The sequence below is a fragment of the Paenibacillus amylolyticus genome, assembly GCF_001570725.1.
GTDB lineage: Bacteria > Bacillota > Bacilli > Paenibacillales > Paenibacillaceae > Paenibacillus > Paenibacillus amylolyticus_A.
The window spans coordinates 466,403-489,579 of record NZ_BCNV01000005.1 but is presented as its reverse complement, the minus strand read 5'-3'; the positions used below and the strand labels follow the sequence as shown (position 1 = coordinate 489,579).

21 protein-coding genes are annotated in these 23,177 nt (G+C 47.6%); 8 read left to right on the top strand and 13 right to left on the bottom strand.

All coding sequences use genetic code 11. The annotated features are described in order from the left end of the window. Positions 1-13 precede the first annotated feature (13 nt). Positions 14-1,225 (bottom strand): nitric oxide synthase oxygenase, encoded by a 1,212-nt coding sequence (locus PAHA3_RS22155; protein WP_062836828.1) that lies wholly within the window; start codon positions 1,223-1,225, stop codon positions 14-16. Between the two features lie 127 nt (positions 1,226-1,352). Continuing rightward, complete coding sequence (locus PAHA3_RS22150; RefSeq protein ID WP_201028106.1) at positions 1,353-1,832, bottom strand: Dps family protein; 480 nt, start codon at positions 1,830-1,832, stop codon at positions 1,353-1,355. A 361-nt stretch (positions 1,833-2,193) separates the two neighbouring features. Here PAHA3_RS22150 and PAHA3_RS22145 point away from each other — a divergent pair, with 361 nt between their 5' ends. Continuing rightward, positions 2,194-2,556: a hypothetical protein gene (locus PAHA3_RS22145; RefSeq protein ID WP_062836827.1), complete on the top strand. Its 363-nt coding sequence runs from the start codon at positions 2,194-2,196 to the stop codon at positions 2,554-2,556. A 59-nt stretch (positions 2,557-2,615) separates the two neighbouring features. Here the strand turns inward: PAHA3_RS22145 and PAHA3_RS22140 are convergent, their stop codons facing one another. After that, entirely contained in the window at positions 2,616-3,353 is a 738-nt protein-coding gene (locus PAHA3_RS22140) for an HAD family hydrolase (protein WP_062836826.1), read from the bottom strand. A 271-nt stretch (positions 3,354-3,624) separates the two neighbouring features. Here PAHA3_RS22140 and PAHA3_RS30020 point away from each other — a divergent pair, with 271 nt between their 5' ends. Further along, a complete protein-coding gene (locus tag PAHA3_RS30020) occupies positions 3,625-3,810 on the top strand; it encodes a hypothetical protein (protein ID WP_076332428.1) in 186 nt (61 codons plus the stop codon). A gap of 180 nt (positions 3,811-3,990) precedes the next feature. On the opposite strand, the gene PAHA3_RS22130 is transcribed toward PAHA3_RS30020, so the two are convergent. From PAHA3_RS22130 to PAHA3_RS22100, 7 genes are all read right to left on the bottom strand, one after another. Then, on the bottom strand, positions 3,991-5,730 hold the full coding sequence (locus PAHA3_RS22130; protein WP_062836824.1) for an adenine deaminase C-terminal domain-containing protein: 1,740 nt from the start codon (positions 5,728-5,730) through the stop codon (positions 3,991-3,993). A gap of 173 nt (positions 5,731-5,903) precedes the next feature. Continuing rightward, a complete protein-coding gene (locus PAHA3_RS22125; RefSeq protein WP_062836823.1) occupies positions 5,904-6,962 on the bottom strand; it encodes an ABC transporter ATP-binding protein in 1,059 nt (352 codons plus the stop codon). An 18-nt stretch (positions 6,963-6,980) separates the two neighbouring features. Beyond that, positions 6,981-7,772 (bottom strand): ABC transporter permease, encoded by a 792-nt coding sequence (locus PAHA3_RS22120; protein WP_062836822.1) that lies wholly within the window; start codon positions 7,770-7,772, stop codon positions 6,981-6,983. Positions 7,773-7,776: 4 nt separating this feature from the next. Beyond that, positions 7,777-8,598: an ABC transporter permease gene (locus PAHA3_RS22115; RefSeq protein WP_036612869.1), complete on the bottom strand. Its 822-nt coding sequence runs from the start codon at positions 8,596-8,598 to the stop codon at positions 7,777-7,779. Between the two features lie 204 nt (positions 8,599-8,802). Further along, a complete protein-coding gene (locus PAHA3_RS22110; RefSeq protein ID WP_235599531.1) occupies positions 8,803-9,741 on the bottom strand; it encodes a nucleoside hydrolase in 939 nt (312 codons plus the stop codon). A gap of 309 nt (positions 9,742-10,050) precedes the next feature. After that, positions 10,051-11,121, bottom strand: coding sequence for an ABC transporter substrate-binding protein (locus PAHA3_RS22105; RefSeq protein ID WP_062837113.1), 1,071 nt, complete (start codon positions 11,119-11,121; stop codon positions 10,051-10,053). 251 nt (positions 11,122-11,372) lie between these two features. Beyond that, positions 11,373-11,717, bottom strand: coding sequence for a Na-translocating system protein MpsC family protein (locus tag PAHA3_RS22100; RefSeq protein ID WP_017691786.1), 345 nt, complete (start codon positions 11,715-11,717; stop codon positions 11,373-11,375). A 376-nt stretch (positions 11,718-12,093) separates the two neighbouring features. Here PAHA3_RS22100 and PAHA3_RS22095 point away from each other — a divergent pair, with 376 nt between their 5' ends. The 3 genes from PAHA3_RS22095 to PAHA3_RS22085 all read left to right on the top strand — a co-directional run bounded on the left by PAHA3_RS22095 (position 12,094) and on the right by PAHA3_RS22085 (position 16,005). Beyond that, entirely contained in the window at positions 12,094-13,008 is a 915-nt protein-coding gene (locus PAHA3_RS22095; protein ID WP_062836821.1) for a zinc ribbon domain-containing protein, read from the top strand. Positions 13,009-13,352: 344 nt separating this feature from the next. After that, complete coding sequence (locus tag PAHA3_RS22090; protein ID WP_167350925.1) at positions 13,353-14,084, top strand: DUF3105 domain-containing protein; 732 nt, start codon at positions 13,353-13,355, stop codon at positions 14,082-14,084. 202 nt (positions 14,085-14,286) lie between these two features. Further along, positions 14,287-16,005, top strand: a complete 1,719-nt coding sequence (locus PAHA3_RS22085; protein WP_062836819.1) for a methyl-accepting chemotaxis protein — start codon at positions 14,287-14,289, stop codon at positions 16,003-16,005. Between the two features lie 377 nt (positions 16,006-16,382). Here PAHA3_RS22085 and PAHA3_RS22080 read toward each other — a convergent pair whose 3' ends face one another. Beyond that, positions 16,383-17,336 (bottom strand): nucleoside hydrolase, encoded by a 954-nt coding sequence (locus tag PAHA3_RS22080; protein ID WP_017691781.1) that lies wholly within the window; start codon positions 17,334-17,336, stop codon positions 16,383-16,385. Positions 17,337-17,605: 269 nt separating this feature from the next. Next, entirely contained in the window at positions 17,606-19,837 is a 2,232-nt protein-coding gene (locus tag PAHA3_RS22075; protein ID WP_062836818.1) for an MMPL family transporter, read from the bottom strand. 177 nt (positions 19,838-20,014) lie between these two features. Between PAHA3_RS22075 and PAHA3_RS22070 the strand changes: the two genes are divergently transcribed. Continuing rightward, complete coding sequence (locus tag PAHA3_RS22070) at positions 20,015-20,641, top strand: TetR/AcrR family transcriptional regulator (RefSeq protein WP_062836817.1); 627 nt, start codon at positions 20,015-20,017, stop codon at positions 20,639-20,641. Between the two features lie 91 nt (positions 20,642-20,732). Then, positions 20,733-21,323: a GNAT family N-acetyltransferase gene (locus PAHA3_RS22065; protein ID WP_062836816.1), complete on the top strand. Its 591-nt coding sequence runs from the start codon at positions 20,733-20,735 to the stop codon at positions 21,321-21,323. Between the two features lie 39 nt (positions 21,324-21,362). On the opposite strand, the gene PAHA3_RS22060 is transcribed toward PAHA3_RS22065, so the two are convergent. Then, on the bottom strand, positions 21,363-22,259 hold the full coding sequence (locus tag PAHA3_RS22060; RefSeq protein WP_062836815.1) for a diacylglycerol/lipid kinase family protein: 897 nt from the start codon (positions 22,257-22,259) through the stop codon (positions 21,363-21,365). A gap of 269 nt (positions 22,260-22,528) precedes the next feature. On the opposite strand from PAHA3_RS22060, the gene PAHA3_RS22055 reads away from it, so the two are divergent. Continuing rightward, complete coding sequence (locus PAHA3_RS22055) at positions 22,529-23,122, top strand: hypothetical protein (protein WP_062836814.1); 594 nt, start codon at positions 22,529-22,531, stop codon at positions 23,120-23,122. Positions 23,123-23,177: the final 55 nt, after the last annotated feature.

Here is a 23,177-nt window from a genome sequence, read left to right as displayed (position 1 = left end):
CCGTCTGCACAATTTAATGTGCAAACGGGCATTTCATTGGTGAATCCCCTGCCTGTGGCTGGGGATGCTCTACCTGTGCATTCTGCTGCTCGCTGCTTCGCAGCTCTGCGGCAGATGCCACGCCATCTTTCAGGATATACGCCTGATCCTGACGGAAAAAGTTCGGCTTCACGATCTCATTACGATAGGAACTGTGGAAAATATGCGTTGTCGCTGGAGATACTGGCGGAATCAGCCACACCCAATCCCCGGTCAGCTCTCGCCCAGCCTTCTCTTCCCGCTGTTCAAACATAGCAAATTGCGTTGCCGCCGTGTGGTGATCCACAATGCTCACACCTGCTTTTTTGAACGAATGCAGCACAGCCACATTCAGCTCAACTAACGCACGATCCTTCCACAGCGTCGTTTCACTCGACGTATTCAATCCAAACGCTTCCGCCACCGCAGGCAGCTTATTATACCGGAACGTATCCGCCAGGTTACGGGCGCCGATCTCGGTACCCATATACCAACCATTGAACGGTGCTGCTGGATAGGATATACCGCCAATCTCCAGTCGCATATCAGCAATCATCGGCACACCGTACCAGCGCATGCCAAGCTCCGCAATCTCTTCCCGCTCCGGGTGTTCGATAAGAACTTCCACAATCTCTTCTTCTGGCACAACATACCACTCTGGGGCTTGTCCTTGTGCCTGAATAATGAGCGGTAGCACATCATAAGGGCTACCTGCCCCTTGCCAGCCAAGTGACATCGCCGCCTTGGTCAGTTCCACCGAAGCAGGATCTCCAATAATACCTTGCTCCGTCTCATATCCTGCATAACGGATCAGCTGATGATTCCAGACACGTACCGGAGCTCCATTCGGCCCATCCGGTGGAAGGATAGTAATCATCGGAATTACTTTGCCTCCGTTTGATGCCACATGAATATGATTCATCACAGCTTCCGCTGCCGTTCCTGCCGTATCGGCATGACGCGCATCAACGATCCGCAATTTATCCCAGAACAGCCGCCCGATACAGCGGTTGCTGTTCCGCCATGCCATTTTACAACCCTGCTCCAATTCCTCTGTGGTATGCACATAGGTACCCGTTACTTCGATCTCGCCCATAACGGCAACAAGCCGGGCCTGCGCGTCTTCACGCGAATGACCCAGCTCTGCATAACATGTATATATAAACCGTTCAGCTTCTTCCTGCAATTGTTCCAGGTCTGACCGCATCATTCATTCCACCATTCTGTACATCTTGGATGCCATCATTATACGGCAAGCGCACCGGATTTGTAAGCGAACGGACAGTTTGTTCACGGACTCTACATATCGTTGTCAGGATGAAGGGTAACTTTGCTTATTTGCCCAAAAATGCGTTTAACATCCAGACCTCTTTATCCAGCGCAGCGGTAAATCCAATCAGCATATCTTCCGTTGCATTATCACTTGCCTCTCCCGCTTCGTGAATGCCTTGATGAATCACTTCCACCATCGTGCGTAGATCAGCAACCACCGACTCTACCATACGCTCAGCAGGCAACTGGCCTTGTGCCTCTTCAATTGGAGACAGACGCAGCTGTTCAGCCATCGTAGCCACCGGACGTCCACCAATAGCCAGCAAACGTTCTGCAACTTCATCCATATTCGCCGTAGCCAAGTTGTACAGCTCTTCGAATTTGGCATGCAGTGTGAAGAAATGAGGTCCTTGGACATACCAGTGGAAGTTATGCAGTTTCGTGTAAAGTACGGACCAGCCTGCGATCTGACGGTTCAGGACCTCTTGAAGCGCTGTGGCGTTGTTAGCAAAAGTGTTGTTTCTAGTTTGGATTGTGCTCATGGAATTTATCCCCTCTCGAATATAAATAATAGAATTTGGATTTTATGATGGATTGCTTTGGTTGGCCTCTTTTAATTTAGACTTAATCTAAATCTTGTTTTAATTATAACACCGTGTATACGGTTTGGGAAGGCTTATGCACTGTCTTGTAAATGAAGATTCCATGAAGTACAGCTTCATAGAATCGTTGGAACAGACAATTAACAAAATGATGAATGTAAGCAAATTGTTCCTAAACGATTGGAGCTATGATAGACTCATCTGATTGGATTATTCATAAATTAGTGAGATAGGCTGATACCCATCATAAGGACAGTTACCATTGTAGGAAGTTAAATTAGTCACTATTGCGGAGGTTAACATGAGGATATTTCAATTTAAACAAGAGTCAGGCAAGCAGATTACCAAATTCGATTCTAATTTCGTAATGTCACGTATTACGCAGACAGACAAAGCAGCTCATATCGGATGTATGCATTTAGCTGAGGGTGGGGTCATAGGTTATCACCAAGCTGTGGTTCCTCAACTCCTTTTAATAGTAAGTGGAGAGGGTTGGGTTAGAGGGGAAGCAAATGAATACATCAAAGTGCATTGTGGCGAGGCCGTACTCTGGGATAAAGATGAATGGCACGAAACCAAAACAGAAGCTGGACTCATGGCAATTGTAATCGAAAGCGAAGAGTTAGACACCTCATTATTGATGCCCTTAGAAGTTATTGTATAAAAAAAGCAGACATGCACCTAAAAACGGTAACAGGACTGCTCCTTTAAACATAAATCTCCTTAAACTCGGACAGGTTCAAATGCCAGAATAGAACTGATTTCTTCATAGCTGGATGCTACAAAATGAGGTTGATGATCGGATTCCGGCAGCGCCTCCCGATGGTTGAACCAGATGACTGTCCATCCTGCATCCACTGCACCTACCACATCATTACGCCACGAGTCTCCGATGTAATAGCTGGAACGGGCATCTGCCCCGGACTGCTTACTCACATATTCGAACAACCTGCGATCCGGCTTCGCATAACCAGTCGTGCCGGAGATGAAGACCATATGCTCGTCCACGAGACTGAGCACATCCAGTGCTTTAAGCTTACGCCGCTGATGCTCTCCTTCTCCATTGGTAATTAGACCAACGGTATGACCTTCTGCCTGAAGCCTTCTGATTAACTCATACGCTCCTTCAAAAGGTACAATCTCGAACTGTCTGCTCAGATACTGTGCTTGCAGTTTTTCAGCCTGTCCTGATTGTAGAGGGAGTCCGAACTCTTCCATCGTCAACTCAAACCTCCGACGGCGCATTCGCTCTACTGCATCCGGTTCTGGTACAGCGGATAGATCTTCTTGTGCAGACAGCCAGTCACTGTAATAGCGAAAACGGTGATAGGCCTCAGCATAAGGGAAATCATCCGGCAGGCCGAGAACGTCCTGCAACGCGCCACGAAGCGGCTGCAAGTGATCATATAACGTATCATCCACATCGAAAAATATCGTTTTAGCATTATTTATTTCATTCATAATGGTTGTCTATCCTCCTGCTTTTGAGTCCAAACATTCTCTTCTTACTATATATGTATTCATTTGCCTCGTCCAAAAGGGATTTGCTGCGTGATCACCAGTACAGTTCCCATATAACGCTTAGACCAGAATTGATCGGACAGCTTTTTATGTTAAATAAGGATGATTAAATCTGAATAGCCGTGGATAATCAATGATTGCCTCATTCCAGTTACTGGAATATAATTTATTAAAGAACACATCCAAAATGATACAAAGGTGGAATGAACATATGAGTACTTCTGTAAAGAAATGCACCGATTGTGGAAGCACGTCTTTCGTACAGGCATCCGACTTCATCAATCTTCGTCCATTGGATAAGAAATTATCAATTGGTTCGGAAAGAGTATATACCGTTTGTTTGGATTGCGGGGAAGTGGTCTCCATTAAGGTGAAAAATCCAGAGAAATTAAAATAAGCGGGATTCGGATTATATATAAGTACACGAACATGATAATACGAATATGAATCCGTGAAAAAGAAGCCCCGGCTCACCTGAGTGAACTGGGGCTTCTTTTTCTTATAGAACACACAAACGATATAATAACGAATAATCGAATGGATCATCCCAAGCAGACCACCAGAAGTGTCTATCCACTTATACAATCAACGATACAACCTTACCTGCATTCACATCAATCAGGCCATGGTCCGTGATCTTCAGTGCCGGACTTACCGCAAGAGAGTGAGTACTGATCGACATGATCGGGTTGTAATGCACATATCCAAGAGACAACATCGCTGCTCTCAGTTCCTTCACTTGATGGGATACCACTGCCAGTGGTTCTTCCGTCAAAATGCCACCTACGGGAAGTTCCAGATGGGATAGCACCTTGCCGTCTTCCACCACACAGAAGCCACCCTGGCTCGAAATCACTGTGTTAGCTGCCAATATCATATCATCACGATTAAGTCCTACAACCAGCAGGTTGTGATTGTCGTGTGAATATGTTGTTGCAATGGCACCGCGTTTGATGGTGTCTCCACCGATCAGACCGTGTGCATGATTGCCGTTCACGCCATAACGTTCAAAGGTCGCGATCTGCGCATATCCGCTTTCTTCCCATAGCAATTCGCCATCCGAAGACTGAACCGGTGCAATATGCTCTTCCACGAAAGTAGAACCATCCTTCACCATCATGACACGGCATTGGTACTCACCTTCATCAGCGAGATCAACACTTGCTCCACTGACTTTCGGGTCTGACAACTGAATTGCAAAATCTGCTACGCCCAGCTTCTCCAATTGCACACTCTTATAGAAGTGAGGTGGAAATTGCCCGGTTACTCGTTGTTGCTTATACGGTTCGGAATTGTCATAAGCTTTGCGGCCGTTTTTGTACACCTGATCAATCGAAAGCTCTTCCAGGTTGGATAGCAACACATAATCGGCCACTTTGCCTGGTGCCACGCTGCCACGATCGGTCATTTTCATCCGGGAAGCAGGAGTAGATGTTGCTGCATAGACCGCATCTTCCGGACGCATCCCCATCTGAATTGCTTTACGTACAATATGATCCAGATGACCATGCTCCACCAGTGAATCCGGCATCACATCATCCGTTACGAAGCAGAAATGCTGCGCCACATCATGTTGAATCAGGTACTCCATGACTTCCGGGGTCATCGATTTCTCCTGAATTTCAATAAACATACCTGCCGCAATCCGCGCCTGTAATCCCTCAATGCTCTGATGGGTATGATCGGAATCGATACCTGCGTAGATAAGTCGATGCAGATCGAGTCCAAGCAGTTTCGGTGTGTGACCTTCAATCACAAGATCGGGATAGTTTTTGCGAATATGCTGTAAAATCTGGTTCGTCTTGCACTCTGGATCACGGATGACATCGACATAGTTCATGATCTCGCCCAGACAGATGATCTCGCCAGTCGCGAGCAACACATCCATATCTTCAATCTCAATCGAACCACCTGTTGTCTCCATCGGGGTCGCTGGAACCGAGCTTGGGATCGCATAGAACATGTCCACGGTCGTCTCCCGACTCGCAGCCATCATCTCCTGCACACCTTCCAGCCCGAACACATTTGCCATCTCATGAGGTTCAGCTACAATGGACGTTACCCCGCAGCCAATCAGACCATGAGAGAAGGTTTCCGGTGTCACCATCGTACTTTCGATATGCAGATGGATATCGATCAAGCCAGGAATCATGTATCTTCCCCGCGCATCGATGACTTCATCTGCCTGAATCAACTCAGGTCCGCCGGGTCCAACATATAGGAATCTGCCGTCCAACACAGCGACGTTGTTCATTTCAAACCGTTTATAATAACTGTTATACACATGTACATTCACAATTAGTTGATCTGCACGCATGGGGCATAATCTCCTTCTTCACAAGCATTTCACGGCGATCCGGACTGGACAATGAACCTGCACTTTAATCTGATGCAATGCACTTGATTGTGTACCACTGCCTCGTCCGGAATCCTCGTATGAAATGCCTTCTTTGCTGCTCTTATTTCTTCAAGCTATTCCTACATTCACGACTACTCCACCAGCACAAGCTTGTCCTGTGGGAAGATCAGGCTAACACGCTGCCCACTAAGGTACGGTGTTTCCATCTCCTGATTTGCTGTAAAGTCACCCAGTTCCGTCTCGATTACATACTGATAACTGCGTCCCAAATACGTACTGACTTTGATAATCCCCGGCAAAGCATTCACCACATCCGCAGAGGTATCTCCACTAACGATAAGATCATCCGGGCGAATCGCGCCTTTACGTGCACCAGGACGTGCTGTTCCAGGATGGGCTGTTGCTGTAAACGTGCGTCCACCTGCGGTCAGTGTAATCACTTCACCTGCATCAGTACGCTCAGCGAATTCAATGAAATTATGGAACCCGATGAATCGTGCTACAAACTCCGTTGCCGGATATTTAAAAATCGTTTCCGGGCGGTCAAGCTGCTCAACCACGCCTTTGTTCATAATCGCTACCTGATCCGAGATTGAGAAGCACTCTTCCTGGTCATGAGAGACATACAGCGTTGTAATGCCCAGCTCTTGCTGAATACGGCGAATCTCCACCCGCATGTTAAGGCGCAGGTTGGCATCCAGGTTACTGAGTGGTTCGTCGAACAAGAGCAGGTCAGGTTCAATCACCAATGCACGAGCAATCGCCACACGCTGACGCTGTCCACCGGACAGTTCTTGTGGAAAACGTTTCTCAAATCCATTCAGGTTAACGACTTCCAGGATTCGCATCACACGGGAAGAGATATCCTTGTCTTTTACTTTACGCATCCGCAGGCCAAAGGCCACGTTGTCATAGACAGACAGATGCGGAAATAAGGCATAACTCTGAAATACAAATCCGAAGTTCCGCTTGTTCGCCGGAACCTTCGTATAATCCTTGCCGCCGAACATAAACTTGCCCTGTGATGCTTCCAGAAATCCGGCGATGAGGCGCAGCGTAGTTGTTTTGCCGCAACCGCTCGGTCCGAGCAGGGAGAGCAGTTTACCTTTTTCCAGCTCCAACTGAAAATCCTTCAGGATTGTCTGCTTATCGTATGCCACGGATACGTGGTCTAATGTCAGCAATGCCATAGCGTTCTGCGCCTCCAATTAACGTTTAGTAAAGTATGAAAATCCGCCCATGATCCGTTCGATCACGAACATTAAGAGTCCGGTCAGTACCATCAACAGCACGGAAATCGCTGCAATCGTTGGGTCAAAATAATTCTCCACATACGTCAGCATCTGGATCGGTAATGTGCTTACCCCTGGTCCGGTCATGAACACCGAGATGTCCACGTTGTTGAAGGACTCCAAGAAGGCAATCAGAACGGCAGCAATAATTCCTGAGCGGATGTTAGGAAGCACGATCGTGAAGAACGTTCTTACCCGTCCCGCACCAAGACTCAGCGCAGCTTCTTCCACTGCAAAGTCAAAGCTCGACAGACTCGACGCGATAACTCGAATGATAAATGGAAGCATGATAATCGTATGACCAATCAACAATCCGAGGTACATCGGCAGATGGTAGATTACGATCAGGTATTTCATCAATGTAAAACCAAGCACGATTCCCGGAATTAGTACCGGGGAAAGGAACAGTGCGTTCAGCACGGACTTGCCTTTGAAATCGTAACGACTAAGTGCATACGCAGCCGGAACTCCGAGCACCAGTGCCAACAGGTTCCCCAAAAGGGAAATGATGATGGACGTCTGGAATGTGCGGAGGAAACCGCCTGTGTTGAAAATATTCTCATACCAGCGGAGGGAGAACCCTTCCGGCGGAAATTTGAGTACCGTTCCCGGTTCAAACGAAGTGACCGATATGATCAGAAGCGGGCCCAGCAGAAAGATAAAGACCAGCAGACTGAACAGGCCCAGCCCGATATGTTTCTCCCGCATATGTCTACCCCTTCGGATTTAAAGTTTTGGCCATTTTGTTCATGACACCGACGACGACAAATGTAATCACAATCATAATCGCGGCAACAACCGAGGCCAGATACCAGTCGTTGAGGGTCATGGCGTTCTGATACAGGAACGTAGCAATCACGCGTTGCTTACCTCCTAGGAGGGCAGGTGTGGTATACGCCGTCAGGCTTCCGACAAAGACAAGCACAGCTCCGATTACAAGTCCTGGCACAGCCAGTGGGAATACGACCCGGCGGAATGCCGTAATGCGAGATGCACCCAGACTTTGTGCTGCTTTGAGCAGGTCACCGTCAATGTTCTCAAGTACACCGACCAGAGAGATAATCATCAGTGGCAGGAACAGATGCGTCAGACCAATCATCATCGCTGCCGGCGTGTACAGAATATCCAGCGGCTTGTCCACGATACCCAGGCCAACAAGGGTGTTATTGATCAACCCTTTGCGTCCAAGGATGATCATCCAGCTGAACGAGCGCACGACCGGGCTCGTCAGCAGCGGGAAGATCGCCAGTGCCAGCAAAATGCCTTTGCGGCGCGGTGCTTTCTGCGAAATATAATAAGCTGTCGGGAATCCGAGCACCACACAGACGATGGTGGTGACCACGCTGACTTGCAGCGTCGTAAGCAATATTTTCAAAAAGTATGGGTCTCTGAAAAAATGCATGTATCCTTCAAACGTGAAGGAGTTTTCTTGGAAAAACGTCGACCCGATCGTCAGGACAATCGGAATGATCATAAATGCCGCCAAAAACACGAATCCCGGCAGCAATAGCCAGTAGATTACTGATTTCTTCATCGCGATACTCCTGACTTGTAAATTTAATTCGAGATTGATACTTGAATACTCCGATTGCAGTACCGTCCTTCGATCCCTGTTATCCCCCGATTTATTGATTCACTTTCATAGGTAAAAATCGGGGGATAAAGGGGAACGCTTCGCTTCTCCAGATCGGTTCTGCACTCTCCGCAATCGTATAAATATCTAATTGGGGCAGAGCAACTACGCGTTTAACACGTTGATAAACAGTTCAAGGAATGCTTCTGCGTCTACGGTTTCGCAGACGAGGGTATTGGGTTGCTCGCCCAGACGGTTTTGGAAGTCGCATACCATCTGGCCATCGCACAGGCGGCTGGCGGTTTCGACGTCGACGTAATACGATTTGCGTCCTACCAGTTCCGGGGCAAGGGCTACGCCCACGGCTAGTGGATCATGTAAAGCGCAAGCGCGGACGCCGTTCATTTGTTCATAACGGTTGATGTAAATCTCCGTGCTCTGAGCCACGTACGCGCGGAGTGCAGGATCAGTGAGACGCTCAATCGTTGCTTCATTTAGCAGCGTTTGACGCGTCACATCCAGTCCAACTTGAGTAAGCTTCTCGATGCCTGCATGCAGTACAATGCGTGCGGCCTCTGGATCAGCGTATGTGTTGTACTCGGCTGTTGGTGTAATGTTGCCATGTCCGCGAACTACGCCACCCATGAAGATGACTTCCTTCAATAAAGAAGGCAATTCAGGACACTTCATCAGCGCGAGTGCCAAGTTCGTTAAGGGTGCGGTCATAATTAATGTCACTTCGCCTGGATACAACTTGGCTTGCTCCACGATAAAGTCTGGTGCAAAACCTTCCTCGGCTTTCTTAGATACGGCCGGATCAGGCAGTGCACCGCCCAATCCGTCTTGCCCATGTACCCGGTGTTCATAATGCGACTTGCGAGTGAGTGGTCCAGCTGCTCCTGCAATCACCGGAATCGCTGGTGCACCCGCAAGTTCAAGGATCTTGCACGTATTCTCTGTTGCCTGCTGGAGTGATACGTTCCCACAGACTGTGGTGATACCGAGGATGTCCAGCTTCCGGCTTTTGACCGCCAGCAAAATCGCCAGTGCATCGTCAATCCCCGTGTCCACATCAAGAATGACGCGATTCAGCGCTTCACTCATCCGTTCTCAACTCCTATGCGGTGATATGGTTGCTTGCTGCAAATGATATAAGTTCAACTAAAGAATATTTACACTTACCACTCCGATGACAGAATAACATTCCGATCGCTGTTATCCCCAGATTTTTTTAATTCCCTTTTTCAAAGGGAAAATCCGAGGATAGCGTATGCTTCCGAAGCAGCTTTCTTTCAGAAAGCTTTTAGGCGAACGCTTCGCTTCTTCACATTATTTCTGTCCTCTCCGTTCTCGTGTAAAAAGTTTAGTTGAACCTATATAGATCATAGATAACTTTTAAGAAACTCGGTTTGTTTATTGTGCAATTTCACGGTTCCAGCGATCTGTCCAGCCTTTAACTTGTTGATTCACGAATTCCATATCCAGCTTGTTCAACTTCTCAACAACGTCAGCGCCATATGTTACGCCTTCTGCTTCTTCAGCAGTCAGTTCAACCTTGGTGTTTACTGGGGAATCGACTTTAGCTTTAGCAGATTTCGCTTGTACATCCTGACTCAGCTGCCAGTTGATGAACTCTTCAGCCAGCTCTTTGTTTTTGCTGCCTTTCACGACATTGATCGTGTTCATCACGGCATATGCACCTTCGCTAGGTGTAACAAACTTTGCATTAGGAATAGCTGCTTTCAGATCTTTGAAATACATTTCCATGATCGGTCCGCCTGCAATCTCTTCCTGGGAGAACATGTTCACGAACTCGGACGTTTGGCTGTAGAATTTCACCACATTACCGCTCAGTTTTTTCAGTTCAGCAAATGCCACATCTTCATTAAACGTATCATTTCCAGCTACACGGGAAGCTGCATCCACAACCATTGGGCCAGCCGTTGCCGTAATATTCGGGATCGTCAGGTTACCTTCGAACGCTGGGTCCCACAGGTCACTCCATGAAGTCACTTCTTTGGAAACGAGGTCCGGGTTATAAGCGATACCGAGCTGTCCAACTGTGTAGGCCGGGCCATAATCTTCACCAAGTGGTGCTTTGGCAATATCATAAATGTCATTTACATTTGGAATTTTGGAGCGATCGATTTTCTCAAACAGACCTTCATCAATACCTTGTTGTGCATAGTAGTCAGAAAGGTAGATGACATCGACATTCGATGTACCCTGACGGATTTTATTCAGACGTTCAGCGTTATTGCCGACTTCGAGCACGATGTCTACATTATGTTCTTTTTCAAAAGGACCAAATACCGATTCATTGAAGAAATCTTCCGAGAATCCCCAAGTGGAGATAACCAATTTGGTAGCTGCTGTTCCCCCACTGCCTGATCCGCCTGTTGCATCCTCTGTGCTGCTGCCACAACCTGCAAGTAATACCGATGTCATTGCCACTGCTGCCAAACCGCTAATCCACTTTTTCATCATGATCCTGATTCCCCCTGATATATGTGATGTGTATGAAAAAAAACAAAAAGAAAAGCGCTCTTGTATAAACAAGAACACTTTTCTTCGTAAACAAAGGAAAGCGACACCCGCTGCCGGTACATCATCGGTTTCTGCTTCAGAATCAATCCGAAGACAGACGCCATCATATGAAATTGTACGGAATTTGATCATGAATCTGGCCATAACCTCCGTATACATCAACAAGAATTAATCCTGCCGATCCATCCTTAGGCCTGTTCCAGAATCACATTCGTGATGGCCCACTGGGTGGACGCATCATAATCCCGCAATATAGCTTCAATTGGCAAACCCATGTGTTGCTCGAGCTTCTCCCGGAATTTCTTCTTATATAAGACAGACATGCGGAAGTCCACTTCCAGCTTTAAGCCGGGGGCCTCCCCTTCCAGGGCATCAGAGCGCGGTGAACGTCGGTGCTTCGCGTAGAAGGTCACAATATTCTGGTCAATGGTCACTCTCAGGAGAGTGGTGCCAAATCCGAACAGTTCCTTCGAAATTTCGTTATAATACTGGCACATCTTCTTCTTGCTCTCATTGCTGTCCAGTAGTTCCATGAACTCACCCACATCTCTTACTACCGTACATTCGACGTGTTAACACGATTGATTATACATAAATATACGATCATAGGCAACCCAAAAGATATAGTTAACATGAGAATAACACATAAAAGCGAACGATGAGACATTATTCGCCGAAAACAATTCGTCTTATACCACAGTGAATTTACATTAATATGCCTGCATGTCATTCCTATACTATTGTTGCTTCTAAACCCCGTTTTAATACACAGCATTCGAGTCTTCGTTTCAACTTTCGCTCTGTAGGGGTATTAATTCCTGCGAAACATAGACAAACTTCGTCATCAACCGTTAAAATGAGACACAATGTTTACCTGTTTTTATTTTCTAGAAATTGGAGGCTTAACCCATGAAATGTCCAGTATGTAATCATGAAAATGGCGATGCCCATTTTTGCGAAAGGTGCGGCTCTAATCTGACGCAAACAGTTTCTTCGCCATCTCCTGTACCGAACCCGGAATCTGCTGCTTCAGAACCCGAATACACCCGTTGGTCCAGTACGCAAGCCACATCTTCACAGGCACCCGTTCCATCCAACACACCATCTGTCTCTACTCAGAAGCAACAGTCTACAGATTCAACAGACACCCAGGATCATGCTTCTGCAGGAGACAACAGCTCCAATCAGTGGAATAATATCGTGCAGAATGAGAAAGTTCAGCAAGCCAAAGAAGTAAGCAAACAGTATCTATCCTATTTCCTCAGTGTATTGGCCCGTCCTTATCAGGCAATGAAAACCGTTGGTGATCAGCATTCACTAAACGGATGGCTAACGATGGCGCTGATTGCAGTCCTATCTTCTACATACTTCTTAATTACCTTTAGCCGTATAGGCATGGATGGCTTGTTCATTGGTGGATTTATTCGGCCGCTGTTGTTCACCGCCATTATCCTGATTGCCTCGATTGCACTGATGTACGCTATTCTGAAGATTGAAAAAATAACATTCCGTCCCAAAACACTGGTTGCCCAGTTCGGTACATTGCTTGTTCCTGCTGTCGTATCCCTTGTTCTGGCGAATCTGTTTATTATCATCTCGTATTCCATCGCGATCTCATTGCTTGCTGTCTCGTATATCATTATCTTTGTCGCTCTGAACTCGGTGCTATTCCAATATCCACTGAATCGTACCAAAGCAGCCATCGACAGTATGTACAGCGTGCTGATTGCCAATGTGGTCGTGTTCTTTATTGTGTATCAATTGTTGGGTGAAGTTATTATTGGACTAATCGGCCTGATGCTTTCGCCTTTTGGACGTCTGTAAAATAGTTCAGTTGGAATAAAGCTATTCTGTCCTCTACGTTTCGTGTAAATGGTTATTTCAATAAATAAAATTTTACTGACTCTTTAAATTTATATTTAGGCGTTCCCTGCTCACGCGGGGAACGCCTTTATTTGGTTTTCCAAGGCAGCATTGCGCTGAGCATGTATCATACACTATAATGTGTAGTGCAATAGGTATGTTCTTATTTACGTAACAACCACGAACCCAGTAACTCCCGTTAAGTAATGAGAGGATTCACTGTTGTAATTAACACTACATAATGTAGTGTATTGATCAATTATTTTACAAAGAAAGCAGAGGAACTCTCTATGGACATGTCTCATATGAATCATATGCAAATGGAGCACGAAGCAGGTACATCCTACCTGTGGCTCATCGTAGGTGCAATCGTGTTGCTGTTCTCCATCGCCGCTTATATCTGGGCATCACGCACACAGGGCAAAATCCTGGGTCACATGAAAAAGAAAGAACGGGCGGGCATCCAGAAAAAAAGTCGATCCCTTCGGCTGGTAGCACATGTATTGATGGCTGTGTCGATTGTTACGTTTGGTCTGTTCTTCCTACAGGGTGCAGGGGCAAAATATGATGTAGCCGATCTGGCGTCCAACGCGACAATCGATGTGACTGACGATAAATACTATGGCGCAGACCATACAGAAGACCCGATCCAGTATGAGATGACAATCCCAACATCGGGGCCGCATAACCCGCATGATATCAAATTTGGATTTTACACCGACTTCCCGGGCTATAATTACCTGGTGCACAATCTGGAGCACGGGGATATCATCATCTATTATCGTGAGAACGCAAGCGAGGACTTGAAGGAGCACCTGAAATACCTCGCTAAATTCCGCGAAGCTGGAGCCGGGATACTGGCTGTACCAAATAAGGATATCCCCGAAGGCAGTGAAGTTGTCGTGACCGCATGGACCAAAACGATGAAGCTCGACCAATTCGACGATGCCAAAGTGGGTACTTTTATCAATAAATATATTAATCAGGGACCTGAAAAGATTCCTGCCTCCATTCGCCAGGGCGGCGGAACGATGTAATAACCTATAGAATCAAACGGAATTAGCTCCCGAATCAAATTGACTCGGGAGCTAATTCTTTATCGCCCAGATGCCGATATTTCAAGTAGAAAACTGTACATTTGAAATACAATACATACGAACAAAAAAAGAACGACCAGTAACAAAGTAAAGAGATACAGAGACGATTCATCCAACATATCAAGGGGGAACACTTTTACCAATGAACAGTTTGTTTATGCGGATCTTTTTATTTTTTTCCTGTCTGATGCTGGCCGCGGGTGCGGTTCTTGGCATTACGATGTACCGTTCATCGGCTCAACTGGTCGAGCAATCCATGGGTATGCAGGCACAGGCTGTAGCTGAACGGGCAGCAGCATTAATTGATACCTCCCTGTATGTACCACTCAGTACTGGACAGGACCAAACAGCGTATTATGGCACTTTGCGTGAGCAGCTCAGTCAGCTGCGTGAAGCCAATGGACTCAAGTATCTGTACACCCTTGGTACACGCGAAGAAAATGGAACTGCTACGTATTTCTACGTTGTGGATGGGGCCGCTGCTGATGTGGCAGAGGACGACTTCTCTCCTTACGGTTCCGCAGAAGAGACCCCTTACGAGGGAATGCTACAGGCTTTTGAGCAGAATGAACCTATTCGAGGTGAACTCACCCAGGATGAATATGGCGCTACCATTACAGCGTATGTGCCGATCCATGGGGATGACGGGAAAGTGCTGGGCCTGGTCGGTGCGGATCTGGACTCCACTGCGGTCTATGAACTGATGTCTCGCAACCGTATGACCATGATCTGGACAGCGCTGGCGATTGTGCTGCTCAGTGTCTTGTTGGTGTATGGATTCGCCCACTACTTGACCCGTCCATTGGTGAAGCTGAAGAAGTTAATTGCTCAGGTGGGCAAAGGCGACTTGACCGTCAACGTCGAACTTGGACGAAAGGATGAGGTCGGACAGCTCGCTTCCGAGTTCAAACATCTGGTCACAGGTACCCGGGATGTCATGACGGGCATCCGTCAAAGCTCTGATTCTCTGCTACAAGCCGCAGAAGGAGTATCGAAACATTCACAAGCGACTGCGGAAGCCAGTCAGCGCATTGCCGAGCATACGAATCATACAGCCAGTGGGGCTGCTGAACAGGTGGCTCGTGCGGGCGAAGTTACAGTAGCCATGGAAGAAATTACGCGCAGCATGCAGCACATTGCGAATTCTTCCTCCATGGTCGCAGATGTCTCGCAGGAAACAACCAATAACGCAGTACAAGGTCAAGCCAACATCAACACAGCGATGGACAGTATGGACAAAATTCATCAGGCGAATGTGCAGATGGTCGCCTCCACCTCCCAACTGGAGCAGTATTCCGATAAAATTGAGTCGGTGGCACATCTAATGAAAGGTATCGCTTCACAGACCAATCTGCTCGCACTTAATGCGAGTATTGAAGCCGCTCGTGCAGGAGAGTATGGCAGCGGGTTTGCGGTGGTTGCCTCAGAGGTTCGCAAGCTTGCGGGGGAATCAGAGCAATCGTCCCAGCATGTAACCGAACTAATTGCGGAGATGACACGCCAGACTGCCTTGTTGTCGGAACATATGTCAGCCAGCACAACAGCTGTACAGTCCGGTCTCACTGTCGTTCAGGAGGCAGGCCGTTCGTTCACATCCATTCATACCGGGATTGAGACAATCAATGAACGTCTGCATGAAGTATCCGCAGCATCCGAGCAGCTGTCTGCCAGTGCAGAAGAAGTGTCCGCATCCGTGGAGGACATGGAGCATATCTCGCGTGAATCCTCTTCGAGTATCCAGAAGGTGTCGCACGCTACCGGAAGCCAGCTTCAATCCATGGATGAAATGAGTGCATCCGCAGAATCTCTCCGAGTATTGTCCAGTGAGCTGAACGGATTGATTAATCGATTTAAAATATAGCAAGCAGCTTAGAATGCTATATAGATTGAACTAAAGAATATTCACACTTGCCACTTCGATGACAGAACAACCTTCCGATCGCTGTTATCCTCAGATTTTTTGATTCAATTTTACAATGGTGAAAATCTGAGGATAAAGGCGAAGTATATGCTTACGAAGTAGCTTTCTTGCAGAAAGCTTTTAGCTTCGCTTCTTCAGGTTATTTCTGTCCTCTACGTTCTCGTGTAAAATGATTGTTCAATCTATATAGATCAGCCCACAACAAAAAAGCCGCACGGCAGGGACGGGAACATGGGGGTCAACCCCATTTCCGGACACTGCCTGCGGCTTTATTTTTGTTGTACCTTTAAAGATGGCAAGCCTTACGGTTGCCTGAATTAGTAGCGCTGCGGAGCAGCTTTTTTACCCAAATCCGTCATATACGTAAAGAACGCTTCCGGATCGGTATCATACACCAGTTGTACTGGGCGTCCGTCTGCTTGCTCCACCGTGCGGCCCTGGCTAGGACCATCCGGGATGACAATACAGTTTACCGTTTTCTTCTTCACGATGTCCTCGCGTCCAACGGAAGCCGTTGTCAACACATCCCACAGATAGTATGTGGAATTCGTCTCACTGTACACCAGTGGCGGACAACCTGCGTAACAGTTACCCAAGAAGTCAACGCCTTCAAAGCGACGCTCTGCTGCCCAGCGGTTACGAACGGCTGGAGTCAGAGGTACTTTGTTCGTGCTTTCCAGTGCAACCAGATCGATCTGGATACCACTCTGCCATACACGGTAAGCCGCTTCCGGGTCCCAGAATACGTTCCATTCAGCTGTGCCGTCATGCTCAGGCTCTTCTACGTTACCACGCTCGAATGTGCCGCCCATCCATACCAGCTTGTCGATCTTCTCTTCAATGTCTGGTGCTTCGTCCAGTGCACGCGCAAGGTCCGTCAGTGGGCCTGTGAACAGAAGCAACGTTTTGCCTTCGGTATTGCGCACTTTCTCGATCAGATGCTGGTGTGCCGGAACAGCAGAAAGTGGCGCTTCCATTTTGCCGGACTCGTTCAGTACTGGAAGTGCATCTACATAGAAGGAATGCAGTCTCCACGCCGCAGGAAAAGGATTTTTCCCTCTGGAGTTGGATTTGGATACCTCTACGGAATATGTACCGAAACGATCGATAATTTTACGGCTGGCATCTGTTGCTGGCTCCAGATATCCGTCTGCCGGAATAACCGATACGCCGGTTACATGTACATTGTCCATTTGCAGAAGCATGAACAGCGATACGAGGTCATCCACGCCGCCGTCATGGTTGAAATACACATTAAGTTGGTTCGTCATGCTTGCTTTCATCCTTCCCCTGGTTGTCCCATTGTTGTTAATTCATCCGTCTGCCCTAAGCCGACGCTTCCTCTATTATGTCCCAAAACCCTTGACTACGTAAACCTTCCCCATGCAAAGAAAACAAGGATCACACCTCATCCTGCGGATATTTTACAGTTCCACCATTCCATCTCAGGAGGACATACCGTTCTACTCTCAATGCTATAAAAATAAAGAAATGGACAGCAAGCTTGAAGCCTCGCCGTCCACCTCACCCAATCCATGCATTACACGGACTGGTTCTGTTTCTCTTCATTCTTCTCTGCAATTGGAACATACTTTCCTGGCCAGAAGGCCCATTTACCCAGCAATGCGGTGATCGCCGGTACCATGAACGGACGAACCAAGAAGGTATCCAACATCACACCAACAGCTGTAATTATACCAAACTGCACCAACACCTGAATTGGCAATGTAGCAAGTACTGCAAATGTTCCTGCCAAGATCAGACCCGCAGATGTAATAACAGAGCTTGTCTCGCCAACACCTTCTCTAATCGCTTGACGAAGCGGCATCGTTTTACGTTTCTGCCAGATGCTAGAGATCATGAAGATGTTGTAGTCTTCACCCAGTGCCACGAGGAATACAAAGGAATACAGCGGAATCGCTCCCTGAATGGCATCTGCGCCAAGTCCGTAGTGAATGATGATCCAACCCAGACCCAGTGCAGAGAAATACGACAGAACAACCGTTGCAATCAGATACGCCGTGGCCACAACGGAACGCAAGTATAATAGTAACAACAAAGTAATCATACCGATGACCACTGGAATAATGATCTTGGCATCCCGTTCTCCAGCTACTTCAATGTCATACTGTTCAGCCGTCTGACCATCGAGCCAGACATTACTGTTCGCATTGGTTACTCCGGCATCTTGAAGCGCCTGTTCCGCAGTAGCTCGCAGATCCGGGATATGCTGCATTGCCTCCATGGAATATGGATTCAGATTGAACTCCACATCAAAGGCGGTAATGTTGGCATTCTCGGCACCCTGTTGAGCATCGCCTACTTTGCTAATGTAATCCAGCGATTCGAGACGCTGCTTCAGATCGGTTTCTTTGCCTTCGGCATCCACGATCACTTTGACTGGAGCCAGCTCACCTTGAGAGAATTGTTCGCCGATGACGGTGAAACCTTCGCGGGAAGGCACATCCTCTGGGAATGAAGACAACAGATCGTAGGTGAATTTCACCTGAGTAGAGAACGCCGCCAGTCCTCCCAGCAATACCAACGTAATTGCAAGAACGGTCCATGGCTTCGTTACTACAATACGGCCAATCCAGCTTTCCTTCACTTTGCGCGGGGCAGGAGCCGGTTTGCCTTTTTTCTTCGCACGTTCCACTTCCATCTCATGGGTACGCGGTACGAACGGGTAGAATGAACCCCGACCGAAGATTGCGAGAAGCGCTGGAACCAGCGTCAGACTTGCAATAAACATAATAAAGATGGACAGACTGAATGGTACGGCAAAGCGATGATATGCACCATATTCAGCCAGCAACAGCACCAGTAGTGCTGCAACGACCGTGAATCCACTCATGGCAATGGCGCCGGAAGATCCGGTAATTGCCTGGAAGATGGCTTTCTTTTTATCCGGCTCATGATAGAGAATTTGGCGGTATCTGGAGATCATGAACAGACAGTAATCCGTTCCTGCTCCAAATAACAATACGGTCATGATCGAGATCGACTGTGCGTCCACCGTGATCCAGCCCTGATCCGCCATGAATCCGAGAATGGGGCTTGTCACCATATATGCGAAACCAACGGCAATGATCGGGATAATCGCCAATACCGGCGAACGATAGATCAACAACAGCAGGACTAATACCAGTACAACGGTAGCGATTAGCAAGGATACATCGGCGGAGGAGAAAAGTCCGCTCGCATCAATGGATATCCCTACTGGCCCTGTCACACGGGCAACCAATGTATTAGTATCATCTATAGCTACATCGAACGGGTTCGCCCCGAAGATGTCTTGTGTTTTTTGCTCAAGCGCTTCAATACCTTCCTTCAATTGTTCCGAATCGGCACCTTCATTGAAGAAAAGTGGCATAACCAAGGTGCTTCCGTCTTCCGAAAGCTGGCCTTTCAATGCCTGTGGCGGCAATTGATAAAGTGGCACAACGGACTGCTGTTGTTCTACCGGATCTTGATCCAGTCGCTCCGTTAATGCCTGAATGTTCTGAATCTGCTCATCCGTCAGACCGCCGGCTTGACGCCATACGATCAGTGCGGGCAGTCCTTCGCCGCCAGGAAATTCCTTCTCAGCAAGTGCAGCTGCCTGAACTGATGGTTTGGACTCACTTAGATCCTGCGCGTTATTAGTTTCACGATCACCTACAGCAGGCCATACCATACCAAGCACAACGGCGATAATGATCCATACCAACAGCGTAATCCATTTGCTTCGTTTGCCAGCAACCCAGCGGTCATAACCCGAACCTTCCTGCATCGTCTCTTCATCTCCCTATATTGTTTCTATGAGGCCCTATTTTTGTGATGTTATAGTAATGAACCACGGGTCATAGTATAATCGAGTTAATTATATATACCGGAAGGTTAATTATGCAATCGTTATTTTTGTGAACACGTCTAACAAGCAATTTAATACGTAAAGAGGTATGTACCCATGAGCAAAAAAACAAACATTCCCCGGTCACCGGGTAGACCCAAATCGGGTGCGGATCAAGCATCTGTGCAATCCAACATATTGTTGACTGCTTCACGTCTGTTTATGGAGTATGGGTATGAACCTGTCTCTCTCCAACAGATTGCTTCATTATGCAATGTAACCAAAGCATCGATCTATTATCACTTCTCCAGCAAAGCCGATCTGTTCACCGTTGCCATTACCCGCATGATGGCAATGGGCATGCAGCAGACTTCGCTCCGTCTGGATGAACCTGGTACGCTGCAAGAGCGGCTGATTAAGGTTGCGGAAGCGAAGATGCAACACTCCCATATTGAAACGGAGACCATGATGCGAGAAGCCGAGAAACATCTAGATACGGAGCAACTCGCTCAGATTCGGGAAGCAGAGGTTCGCATATTTGAAGTGCTAGCCACCCATTTTCAGAAGGAGATGGACAATGGTTATTTGCGGGTCGGGAACCCCATGCTACTTGCCCATGCGTTTACATCACTGCTGATGCTCGCGAACCGCGAAGATGTACGCAACATGAATGGTGGCAGCATTGAGGAACTTGCGCAGGAACTGGTGGCCCTGTTTCTGGATGGAGCGGTTAAGCGGAACTAAAGACCCTTCTATACGTTGGCCGATGAACCCACAAGATGAAATATGGAATGTTGAACCGTTATTCCGTTAATATTTTAGGAGGAAACAACTTATGTCACATTCAAAACCATCCCCACGTATCCCCCGTCTGCTAGAAACGTCGCGCATATACCTGCGTCCTTTCGAGATTACAGATGTGGATGTTTATTTCCCCAGTCTGTTTGACGCGGAGATGCGTAGGCTGACGGGTACACAGAACAGTTTCACACGCGTTCAGGTTGAACGTTATGTTGAAAACGCTGCACAAGATGACTCCAGACTGATGCTACTGATTGCTTTGCAGGAAAATGACCAAATCATCGGAGATGTCGTCCTGATGGACATGCATGCCAAAAATCGCAGTGCACACATCCGGGTTGCCATCGATCAGGCGGAGCAGCAAGGAAAAGGCTATGGTAGCGAGGCGTTACTGCTTATGCTGGACTACGGCTTCGGCATCTGTAACTTGCATCGAATTGAGCTTGAGGTGTACGCCTTCAACGAGCGAGCCATTCGCACGTATGAGAAGCTTGGATTCCAGCGCGAGGGTGTGAAGCGGGATGTCTTGTTCTACAATCATCAATACCATGATGCGATTCAGATGAGCATGTTGGAGGATGAGTTTAGACAACGTCATATGAAAGATCAGACAGGGAATGATTGAGTTTCCGATCAGCTAAAATCAAACTAAAAAACCGGGGATTTAATACCCCTCCCCGGTTAGAAACTTCAGATGACCCGTCAGCACCGACAGCTCGGCGGGTGTCTTCATATATAATTCGCCATCCGTATCGGCTGACATCGGCGTATCTGTCTTCACTTTTAGCGCAGATGCCTTGAAGTATGAAATGCTCTCACTCTGAGGTTGCCAATCTCCCTCCGGCTTGTGCGATAGTATCTCTCGCAGCAGCGGAATGCCTGTCTCATGAATAATGAGTACGTCCAGCTCCCCATCCTGCAACGCATCTGGTGCAAAGGGTAATGCATTGGTTCCTAGAAAACGGCCGTTGGCTGCGTAGATCATCACAGCTTCGCCTTCTATCTCTTTCCCATCAGCCTCCAGTTGATATCGAAACGGCTCTGTATGACTGATTGTCTGTAACGTGCTGATAAAATAACTGAGCTTACCCAGCGCGCCTTTCAGATTCTCGTTAATATTCTGCGATGCATCACTGATTAAGCCAATGCCAAAAAAGTTCGTGAACACCCGATCATTAGCTCGTCCAACATCAATGGATATCACCCGACCTGCCAGTATTTCTTGTGCGGCAGTCTCTGCATCCGGTGAAAGGCCGAGCGAACGCGCAAAGTCATTACAAGTGCCTCCAGGCAATACACCAATCAACGGAGGATGTTGCAGATCAGCCAGTCCATTCACACATTCATGCACCGTGCCATCCCCACCCAGGATAAATACCACATCGAATTGTTCCCCGCGCTCACGACACAGCTTCTCTCCCTCACCCGGTTCATCCGTGCGCACAATGACGAGTTCGTGAACAGCAGGAGCCAGCACACCAGCCACCATACCCACCGTATTCTCACGATTGGCCTTGCCCGAATGATGATGATGAATTAACAACGCTTTGTTAAACTCCATCCTTCTCTTCCTCCATTCCAATGCTTGTTACCCTTTACCCACAAAGGTTGAAGCCGTAAACAAGCCCTGCGCTACTCGCTCATCATGATCCAAAATAGGTTTCCCAATTAAGTATGCACCCTAATCGGCATTCATTCGTAATAGTATGCATGAGAAAAAAGGTTTCTCCACACCTTATGTCATAAGGTTGCAAATTTTGCTGGTGAGAACCCATTCAAAATGAGTCAAAACGGTTATATCTATACCATATACGAATGGAGGGATTCCCTATGATTCCGGCAACGTTGGAACAATTGGAGCAAGTTCGCAAGGAATGCCGTACCATGGTTCGCAAAAGAGCTACCGCTTCCGCCGGTACAACACTCGTTCCGCTGCCCGGTACAGACGTACTGGCTGATGTGGGAATGCTGATGCAGCTGTTGCCTGCCATTAACAATAAATTCGGATTATCGCAAAAACAGCTGGACGGCATGGACCCCGAGACCAAATCCATGATCTATGGATTCGTGATGTCCATCGGAAGCAAAGTTATCGGTCGCATGATCACTAAGGAATTGGTGGTACAGGTTCTGCAAAGAGTCGGAGTACGCGTAGCCACCAAATCAGTCGCCAAATTTGTCCCCTTTGCAGGACAGGGATTGGCAGCCGCACTCAGCTTTACAGCCATGCGCTATGTGGGTAACAAACACGTGGATGACTGTTATGAAGTCGTCAAACGCATGATTGAGCAGCGCGAATTGATCCCGGGTGAACCCGCTCCGTCTGCACTGGAGGAAGTGAATAGCGACGACGCGAAGATAGAAGTGAAGTCGATCTCTAGCAACGAGGTAGATGAACCTGCCAAGAAATCTAAGGATCAGTAAATAAATAATTCATATCTCACGTCAATCCTCTGGAGATACGACAAATAGCCGGGAA